Source organism: Streptomyces sp. NPDC002092 (assembly GCF_053593775.1).
The window spans coordinates 779661-788794 of record NZ_JBSFDG010000001.1; the positions used below are offsets into that span (position 1 = coordinate 779661).

Annotated in this window: 11 protein-coding genes; 7 read left to right on the forward strand and 4 right to left on the reverse strand. The window is 71.4% G+C overall.

The window, feature by feature from the left end; translation table 11 throughout:
* The first annotated feature begins 66 nt into the window (after positions 1-66).
* The 6 genes from ACWCRD_RS03835 to ACWCRD_RS03860 are packed head-to-tail and all read left to right on the forward strand — an operon-like array spanning position 67 to position 5536.
* A complete protein-coding gene (locus tag ACWCRD_RS03835; protein WP_450964330.1) occupies positions 67-1218 on the forward strand; it encodes an NAD(P)/FAD-dependent oxidoreductase in 1152 nt (383 codons plus the stop codon).
* Positions 1215-1517: a (2Fe-2S)-binding protein gene (locus tag ACWCRD_RS03840; RefSeq protein WP_450964331.1), complete on the forward strand. Its 303-nt coding sequence runs from the start codon at positions 1215-1217 to the stop codon at positions 1515-1517. The genes ACWCRD_RS03835 and ACWCRD_RS03840 overlap by 4 nt, the downstream gene beginning before the upstream one ends.
* A complete protein-coding gene (locus ACWCRD_RS03845) occupies positions 1507-2919 on the forward strand; it encodes an FAD-dependent oxidoreductase (RefSeq protein WP_450964332.1) in 1413 nt (470 codons plus the stop codon). Before ACWCRD_RS03840 ends, ACWCRD_RS03845 begins: the two co-directional genes overlap by 11 nt.
* Positions 2916-3806 (forward strand): dihydrodipicolinate synthase family protein, encoded by an 891-nt coding sequence (locus ACWCRD_RS03850; RefSeq protein ID WP_450964333.1) that lies wholly within the window; start codon positions 2916-2918, stop codon positions 3804-3806. Before ACWCRD_RS03845 ends, ACWCRD_RS03850 begins: the two co-directional genes overlap by 4 nt.
* A gap of 18 nt (positions 3807-3824) precedes the next feature.
* Positions 3825-4826, forward strand: coding sequence for a proline racemase family protein (locus ACWCRD_RS03855; protein ID WP_450964334.1), 1002 nt, complete (start codon positions 3825-3827; stop codon positions 4824-4826).
* 41 nt (positions 4827-4867) lie between these two features.
* Positions 4868-5536, forward strand: coding sequence for a GntR family transcriptional regulator (locus tag ACWCRD_RS03860; RefSeq protein WP_450964335.1), 669 nt, complete (start codon positions 4868-4870; stop codon positions 5534-5536).
* 158 nt (positions 5537-5694) lie between these two features.
* Here ACWCRD_RS03860 and ACWCRD_RS03865 read toward each other — a convergent pair whose 3' ends face one another.
* The 4 genes from ACWCRD_RS03865 to ACWCRD_RS03880 all read right to left on the reverse strand — a co-directional run bounded on the left by ACWCRD_RS03865 (position 5695) and on the right by ACWCRD_RS03880 (position 8777).
* The gene (locus ACWCRD_RS03865; protein ID WP_450964336.1) at positions 5695-6630 is read right to left on the reverse strand and encodes a PDR/VanB family oxidoreductase; all 936 of its coding nucleotides are present in this window, start codon (positions 6628-6630) and stop codon (positions 5695-5697) included.
* On the reverse strand, positions 6627-6806 hold the full coding sequence (locus ACWCRD_RS03870) for a hypothetical protein (protein ID WP_344400257.1): 180 nt from the start codon (positions 6804-6806) through the stop codon (positions 6627-6629). The genes ACWCRD_RS03865 and ACWCRD_RS03870 overlap by 4 nt, the downstream gene beginning before the upstream one ends.
* Entirely contained in the window at positions 6803-7876 is a 1074-nt protein-coding gene (locus ACWCRD_RS03875) for a Rieske 2Fe-2S domain-containing protein (RefSeq protein WP_450964337.1), read from the reverse strand. The genes ACWCRD_RS03870 and ACWCRD_RS03875 overlap by 4 nt, the downstream gene beginning before the upstream one ends.
* 316 nt (positions 7877-8192) lie before the next feature.
* Positions 8193-8777, reverse strand: coding sequence for a PadR family transcriptional regulator (locus tag ACWCRD_RS03880; RefSeq protein ID WP_450964338.1), 585 nt, complete (start codon positions 8775-8777; stop codon positions 8193-8195).
* Positions 8778-8884: 107 nt separating this feature from the next.
* Here ACWCRD_RS03880 and ACWCRD_RS03885 point away from each other — a divergent pair.
* A partial coding sequence (locus ACWCRD_RS03885) for an ATP-binding cassette domain-containing protein (protein ID WP_450964339.1) occupies positions 8885-9134 on the forward strand: 250 nt, incomplete at its 3' end.

Here is a 9134-nt window from a genome sequence, read left to right on the forward strand (position 1 = left end):
GAGGTGATTGCGGCCAGCCGGGTGCGCGCCATGTTCAGAATCAGTGGTATGTGACATAGTACTGCCGTGAGTCAGCCACTGACCTGCGATGTCGTGATCGTCGGAGCCGGCATGACGGGCGCCGCCTGCGCTCTCTACGCCTCCAGGGCCGGCCTGGACGTCATCGTCGTGGACCGCGGTCCCGTGGCCGGCGGCACGACCGGTGCGGGCGAGGGCAATCTCCTCGTCTCGGACAAGGAGCCCGGCCCGGAGCTCGACCTGGCGCTTCTCTCCAACCGCCTGTGGGCCGAACTGGCGCAGGAGTTCGGAGAGGTCATCGAGTACGAGGCCAAGGGCGGCGTGGTGGTGGCAACCTCCCCCGGCGGCCTCGTCGCACTGGAGGACTTCGCCGCCGGGCAGCGAGCCGCCGGAGTGACCGCCACGACGGTCGCGGGCACCGAACTGTACGCACTCGAACCCCATCTGGCCCCCGGCCTGCCCGGCGCCGTCCACTACCCGCAGGACTCCCAGGTCATGCCCGCCCTGGCCGCCGCCCACCTCGTCCGGGCCTCCGGCGCGCGCCTGTTCACCGGCCGTACGGTGACGGGCGTTCTGCGCACAACTGACGGGACCGTACGGGCGGTTCGCACAGACCAGGGCGACATCCACACTCCGGCCGTGGTCAACGCGGCAGGCACCTGGGGCGGCGAACTCGCCGCCCTCGCGGGCACCTCCCTGCCCGTCCTCCCGCGGCGCGGCTTCGTCCTCGTCACCGAACCGCTGCCGCGCATGGTCCACCACAAGGTGTACGCCGCCGACTACGTGGCCGACGTGGCCAGCGACTCGGCCGCGCTGCAGACCTCGCCGGTCGTGGAGGGCACGGCCGCGGGCCCGATCCTGATCGGCGCGAGCCGGGAACGGGTCGGCTTCGACCGGGCGTTCTCGCTGCCGGCCCTGCGCGCCCTCGCGGCCGGCGCGACCCGGTTGTTCCCGTTCCTGTCCGACGTCCGCGCCATCCGCTCGTACGCCGGCTTCCGCCCGTACATGCCCGACCATCTGCCCGCCATCGGCCCGGATCCCCGTGTCCCCGGCCTCTTCCACGCCTGCGGCCACGAGGGGGCGGGCATCGGGCTCGCGACCGGCACCGGGCACCTGATCGCCCAGGCCCTGACCGCGCAGAGACCCGACCCGGACCTGGCCCCGTTCCGCCCCGACCGCTTCCCCGAGGAGACCACGTGAGCTCCCCACTGGACCTGGCACAGGCCCACCCGCGCCCGGCCTTCACGGTCACGCTGGACGGCCGGGAGATCGAGGCGCTGCCCGGCCAGACGGTCGCCGCCGCGCTCTGGGCGGCGGGCGTCACCTCCTGGCGCACCACCCGGGACGGAGGCCGCCCGCGCGGCGTCTTCTGCGGGATCGGCGTCTGCTTCGACTGCCTGGTGACCATCAACGGCCGTACCAACCAACGGGCGTGCCTCGTTTCCCTGCAGCCCGGCGATGCGATCCGCACCCAGGAGGGGACCGGCCATGCCGCCTGACCGACCCCATCTCGCCGTCATCGGCGCGGGCCCGGCGGGCCTGGCCGCGACCGTGGCCGCCGCCGCGCACGGCGTGCGGGTCACGCTCCTGGACGCGGCCGCACAAGCGGGCGGCCAGTTCTACCGGCAGCCAGCCGCCGAACTGCGCGCGCACCGGCCCCAGGCGCTGCACCACGACTGGCGGACCTGGGAGCGACTGCGGGACGGGCTCGACACATACGTAAAGGCAGGTGCAGTAACGCACTTGACGGACCATCACGTCTGGTTCGTCGAACGTCACGCGGACCGGTTCACCGTGCATGCCCTGCTCGGCCCCGAGCAGGAGGACCCGGTGGCCGTGCACGCCGACGCCGTGCTCCTGGCCACCGGCGGCTACGAGAAGGTGCTGCCCTTCCCCGGCTGGACCCTCCCCGGCGTCCTCACCGCGGGCGGCGCCCAGGCCATGCTCAAAGGAACCCTCGCGGTGTCCGGACGTACCGCCGTGGTCGCCGGCACCGGGCCGCTGCTGCTGCCGGTCGCGACCGTGCTCGCCGCGGCCGGAGTGCGGATTGCCGCGCTGGTCGAATCCGCCGATCCCAAGGCGTTCGTACGACGGTCCCGGGCGCTCGCGGCGCAACCGGGCAAGCTCGCCGAAGGGGCCGGCTACGCGGCCCGGTTGCTCCGGCACCGTGTGCGCACCCTCACCCGGCACACCGTCGTCGAGGCGCACGGCACCGAGCGGCTGGAGGCGGTGACCGTCGCCGCGCTCGACGGCGAGGGGCGGGTCCGGCCCGGCACCGGGCGCCGCATCGCCTGCGACACCCTTGCCGTCGGCCACGGCATGCTCCCGCACACCGACCTCGCCGAGACCCTCGGCTGCCGCCTCGACGGCATGAACGTGCAGGTGGACGACGAGCAGCGCACCGACGTCCCCGGCGTCTGGGCCGCGGGCGAGACCACCGGCATCGGCGGCTCGGCCCTCGCGCTCGCCGAAGGGCACATCGCCGGACGCTCGGCCGCAGCCCGCCTCGCGGGCCGTGCACCGGACCCGCGCGAGTGGGCCGCGGCCGCCAAGTCCCGTACCCGACTGAGCGAGTTCGCCGCGGCGCTCGACGCCGTGTACGCGCCGCCCGCCCACTGGAGCGACCTGATCACCGACGACACCGTCGTGTGCCGCTGCGAGGAGGTCACCGGCTCCGCGATCCGCGAGGCCGTCGCGGAGCTCGGCGCCGGTGACGTCCGCACGGTGAAGCTGCTGACCCGGGCCGGGATGGGCTGGTGTCAGGGCCGGGTGTGCGCTCCCGCGGTCGCCGGGCTGGCCGGATGCCAACTCACCCCCTCCAGACGGCCGTTCGCGCGTCCCGTACCGCTCGGTGTCCTCGCCGACGAGGACACGCACCCCACCGAGAGAGGATCCTCATGACCCACCACCGTCCCTGGCGCGGAGTCCTCGTCGCCACCGCGCTGCCGCTGAACGACGACCTCACGGTGAACCACGAAAAATACGCCGAGCACTGCGCCTGGCTCGTCGAGAACGGCTGCGACGGCGTCGTCCCCAACGGCTCGCTGGGGGAGTACCAGGTGCTCACCCCCGAGGAACGCGCCAAGGCCGTCGAGACGGCCGTCGCCGCGATCGGCGGGCAGCGGGTCATGCCCGGGGTGGCCGCATACGGGTCCGCGGAGTCCCGCCGCTGGGCCGAGCAGGCCCGCGACGCCGGCTGCCACGCGGTGATGCTGCTGCCGCCCAACGCCTACCGCGCCGACGAGCGCTCGGTGCTCGCCCACTACGCGGAGGTCGCGAAGGCGGGTCTGCCGGTCGTGGCGTACAACAACCCGATCGACACCAAGGTCGACCTCGTGCCGGAACTCCTCGCGAAGCTGCACGGGGAGGGATACATCCACGCCGTCAAGGAGTTCTCCGGGGATGTCCGCCGCGCCTACCGGATCGCCGAACTCGCCCCGGAACTCGACCTGTTGATCGGTGCCGACGACGTCCTGCTGGAACTGGCGATCGCGGGCGCGAAGGGCTGGGTGGCCGGCTATCCGAACGCCCTGCCGGCCGCGAGCGTTGAGCTCTACCACGCGGCCGTCGACGGCGATCTGGCCACCGCGAACCAGCTGTACCGGCAGCTGCATCCGCTGCTGCGGTGGGACTCCCAGGTCGAGTTCGTACAGGCGATCAAGCTGTCCATGGACATCGTCGGGCGGCACGGCGGGCCGGTGCGGCCGCCCCGTATGCCGCTGCTGCCCGATCAGGAGGCGGCCGTCCGCGCGGCCACCGAGAAGGCCGTCGCCGCCGGACTCGCGTAACCCACCAGGAGGCAGGCCATGCGCAGCAGACTCGTCCTGCACGCCGTCGACTCGCACACCGAGGGCATGCCCACCCGCGTGATCACCGGCGGGATCGGGACCATCCCCGGCGCGACGATGAACGAGCGGCGGCTGCACTTCCGCGAACACCGCGACGACATCAAGCAGTTGCTGATGAACGAGCCGCGCGGGCACTCCGCGATGAGCGGCGCGATCCTCCAGCCGCCGGCCCGGGCCGACTGCGAATGGGGTGTCGTCTACATCGAGGTGTCCGGGTACCTGCCGATGTGCGGGCACGGCACCATCGGCGTCGCGACCGTGCTCGTCGAGACCGGCATGGTCGAGGTCGTCGAACCGGTCACCACCATCCGCCTCGACACCCCCGCCGGAGTCGTGGTCGCCGAGGTGGCGGTGGAGGGCGGTGCGGCCAAGGCGGTGACGCTGAGGAACGTGCCGTCGTTCGCGGTCGGGCTCGACCGCAAGGCGACGCTGGCCGACGGGCGGTCGGTGACATACGACTTGGCCTACGGCGGAAACTTCTACGCCATCCTCCCGCTGGACCGGTTCGGCCTCCCCTTCGACCGCGCCCGCAAGGACGACATCCTCGCGGCGGGGCTGGCGTTGATGGACGCCGTCAACGCCGAGGACGAGCCCGTCCACCCCGAGGACCCGTCCATCCGCGGCTGCCACCACGTCCACCTGCTGGCCCCCGGATCCGACGCCCGCCATTCCCGGCACGCGATGGCGATCCACCCCGGCTGGTTCGACCGCTCACCCTGCGGCACCGGCACCAGCGCGCGCATGGCGCAGCTGCACGCACGCGGCGAACTCCCCCTGCACACCGAGTTCGTCAACGAGTCCTTCATCGGCACCCGCTTCACCGGCCGCCTCCTCGGCACCACCGAGGTCGCGGGCCGCCCCGCCGTCCTGCCCAGCTTCACCGGCCGCGCCTGGATCACCGGAACCGCCCAGTATCTGCTCGACCCGGAGGACCCGTTCCCCGCGGGGTTCGTGTTGTAGGCGGCCCGATAATGTCCGGTAACCCAAGGAGGACGATCACCATGGCCCAGCACCGGCCCGACATTCCCTCGCTCGGCGGCAGGAAGCCCAGCTTCCGGGAGAAGGTCGTGGACGTGCTGCGGGCCGCGCTGATCTCCGGTGAACTGCGCCCCGGCCAGGTGTACTCGGCGCCGGCCCTCGCCCCCCGCCTGGGCGTCTCCGCGACCCCGGTGCGCGAGGCGATGCTCGAGCTGGTGAAGGAGGGCATGGTCGAGATCGTCCCGAACAAGGGGTTCCGGGTCACCGAGGTCTCCGAGAAGCAGCTCGACGAGTACACCCAGATCCGGTCCCTGATCGAGATCCCGACGACGGTCGGCCTCGCGACCACCGCCGACCTGGACGACCTGAAGGCGCTGCGCCGGCTCGCCATGGAGATCGTCACCTCGGCCACGCGAGGCGACCTGACCGACTACGTCGAGGCCGACCTGCACTTCCACCTCGCACTGCTCGCCCTGGCAGGCAACGACCACCTCGTGGAGGTCGTACGGGACCTGCGGCAGCGTTCACGGCTGTACGGACTGACAGCCCTGGTCGAGACCGGACGGCTGAAGGCCTCCGCCGAGGAGCACCTCGAACTCCTCGACGCGCTGCTCGCACGCGACACCGAGGCCGCGCGCGAGGTGATGACCCGGCACCTCGGGCACGTCCGGGGGCTCTGGGCCGCCCGCTGACACCAACTGAGCGGTAGCCCCGGGCCCTCACCCCGCGACAGCTCGTTGCCGTGCCGGAGCCGCCGACGATGAGCCCCATCCTGACCGCGGCTGCGCCCCCTGACCTGTGCTGCGTCAGGGGGGCGCCATCGGCGACCAGGAGCGTGCCGGCCTCGGGATCACAGGTCCAGCACGAGCTTCTTCCCACGGCAGCGGGACACACAGATCATCATCGTCTCCCCGCTCTGCTGCTCCTCGGCGGTGAGCACCGAGTCCCGGTGGTCCGGGGTGCCGTCGAGGACGTCGGTCTCGCAGGTGCCGCAGGTGCCCTCCGTGCAGGAGAACAGCACCTCCACACCGGCCGCACGCACGGCATCCAGCACGGAGACGTCCGGCGCGACCGTGACGGTACGGCCGCTCTGCGCCAGCTCGACCTCGAACGCGCTGTTCTCCCCGGCCTCCTGGGCCTTCGGCGAGAACCGCTCGACCCGCAGCCGCTCGGCCGGGCACCGCTCCTCGACCGCGTCCAGCAGCGGCCCGGGACCGCAGCAGTACACGAGCGTGTCCTCGGGCAGGTCGTCCAGCACGGAACCCAGGTCGAGGAGCCCGGTCTCGTCCTGCGGGCAGACGCTCACCCGGTCCCCGTACCGCCCCAACTCCTCCGTGAAGGCGATGGAGTTGCGGGTGCGGCCGCCGTACAGCAGCGTCCACTCGGCGCCCGCGGCCTCCGCGGCGGCCACCATCGGGAGGATCGGGGTGATGCCGATGCCGCCCGCGACGAACCGGTAACGCGGCGCGCTCTCCAGCCGGAAGTGATTGCGCGGCCCGCGCACCCGCACCTTGTCGCCCTGTCCCAGCTGCTTGTGCACATGGGCGGACCCACCGCGCCCGTCCGGCTCCCGCAGTACGGCGATCCGCCACACCGAACGGTCCGCGGGATCCCCGCACAGCGAGTACTGCCGCTCCAGCTCCGGCCCGAGCACGACGTCGACATGGGCGCCCGGCTCCCAGGCCGGCAGGTCCTCGCCGAGCGGGTGGCGCAGGGTCAGGGCGAGCACCCCGTCGGCCGCGAACTCCCTGCGCTCGACGATGAGTTCGGCTTCGTACACGGTCATGAGCTGTTTCCTCGTGGCGCGGCGGGCTCGTGTCCTTCGGGGTGGCCGAGCATCCACTCCCACATCTCGACCGGATCCTGGGCGCTGTGCTCGGCGCCGCAGTGACAGGTGCCGTGCAGGACGTCGGTGCCCGGCAGCCAGTCGATGCGGTAGATCTCGCCGGTGGAGCTGCTCACAGGACCTTCTCCACGGGCTTGTCGCCCTCCTCGACCAGCCGGGCGAGGATACGGCGGGCGGCGAGACCGCCGGTGTCGATGTTGATGCTGAGTTCCTGGTACCCCGTCCGCTCCGTGCCGAGCGTCTTGTGCAGCAGGTTGAGCGCCACCACGTCCTGCATGACCACGGTGTGGTTGTTGCTCCGCATGAACTCGGTGACCTCGCTGTCGTCCGTCGCCCAGTCGCGCGAGACGGCCCAGAAGTCGTACACCTTGCCGTCCGTCGACGGCGTGATCGCGTAGGTGATCTCGGTGTGGAAGCCGTTCGGGTCGCTGCCGTCGGCCTCCGGCAGCACGCCCACCGGCGCGATCCGGCTGTGCAGCAGATACAGACAGGGCGCGTGGTACTCGATGTCCTGCCAGCGGGTGATCCGGCCCTGGATGCCGGTGGAGTTGGCGTAGAACGGCGGGCACTCGGCGTCGTCCATGTGCCGGCTCACCCGCACGATGCCCGCGCCCTCGTCGACCTCGGTGGTGATCGGCGTCTCGGCGACCTCGGGGGTGCCGATGTAACCGCCGTGCAGATACGTCTCGTGGGAGAGGTCCAGGAGGTTGTCGACGAGCAGCCCGTAGTCGGCGTCGATGGGTTCCATGCCGCGGACGGTGACCCAGCCGGGCGCGTCGAGGTGCCGGGCCCGGGGGATGGTCTGCGCATCGGCGAGGGCCGGGTCGCCGATCCACACCCACACCAGGGAGTCCAGCTCGACCACCGGGTAGGAGGCCACCCGGGCGGTGCGCGGGACGCGCTTCTGTCCGGGCACGTACACGCAGGCACCCGTCGTGTCGTAGGTGAACCCGTGGTAGCCGCACACCAGCTTGTCGCCGTCGAGCCGGCTGGGCTTCTCGTGCAGCGGGAAGCGGCGGTGCACACAGCGGTCGGCGAGCGCGACCGGCGTCCCGTCCTCCTCCGTCCGGTAGAACACGAGCGGTTCACCGAGGATGGTCCGGCCGAGCAGCTCCTCGCGCCCGACCTCGTGGCTGTAGGCGGCGACGTACCACTGGTTCCTGGCGAAGGCGGTCATGTGAGGCATGGGGTTCCCGTCCCTGTCGGCGGGGCGTCTTCGCCCCGCTTGCCGTGGTTGGGAACAGCGTCCTGACGGACACGGCGGCGACGCAAGGCGGCTTCTGTCAGGCGGAAGCGTCTCTACGGAAGAGCTGGTCAGAGCCATGCCGTGCGCCTTGCTCATCACTGGGAGCGGCTGTGGGGTGACACCGCTCGGTGGATCACTCCAGATGGACGGCCGCTGATGGGTGGACGAACACGGCCGATCGTGAGGCTGTCGCAATTGTCCGGAGTGACTGACGCGAGCCTGGTGCTGGCGTCGTCGGGGCCATGTCTCAGAGCCGTCAGGCCCCTTGCTGCCCCTCCGTCTCGCGGGTGTCGGCCTGTGGGGCTGCGGCTTTGGGGCGTTGGGTGATGGGGGCGAGGCGTTGGGCGGCCGTGTCGAGGAGTTCGAGGTCGGCCTTGGTGTGGGCGATCGCCCCGTCGATCAGGAGGCTGACCAGGGGATCGTCCGCTCGGGTACGCCGTAGCCGGGTCAGGCCGGCGAGTTCGGCGATGTAGGTCTGCTGTTGTGCGGTGATGAGTGTGGCGAGGACGTCGGGACCGAGGGAGGAAGCGCCGAAGAGTTTCAGGAACAGTTCGTCCCGGAAACCGCCGGTGCGCACCCAGGCGCTGGTGGCCCAGTCCCGCAACTCGTCCTGTCCGGCGGGTGTGAGGGTGTAGCGGGTCTTGTCGGGGCGGTCCGCCTGGCTCACATGGGACGGGACGACGTAGCCGTCTCGAACCAGGCGCTCGAGGATCTGGTAGAGATGCCCGATGTTCAGGCCGCCCCATTGCGGGCCCATGGCCTTCTCGAACCGGCCCTTGAGTTCATAGCCGTGGTCCGGGCCGTCGGCCAGCAGCGCGAGCACCGCATGGTGAAGCGGCATGGACCCTCCTGCAACGCCATTTACATGTCGTGTGCATTGTGACAATGTACTCCTGCATTGTGACAATGCAGGAGGGTGGAAGCCGGGTGGATGTGTCGTTACGAGGCGTGACGCGCCGGTATGCGGACCTGGTCGCGCTGGACGCCGTCGATCTGCGCATCGAGTCAGGGGCCGCCGTCGCGCTGACCGGTCCCTCGGGTTCGGGGAAGTCCACGGTGCTGCATCTGCTCGGCGGAATGGACCGACCCAGTGAGGGAACGGTCGAGGTCGACGGCGACGAGCTCACGGCACGGCGGCTGGACGCGCACCGCCGACGGGTCGGTTTCGTCTTCCAGCGCTTCCATCTGCTGCCGGCTC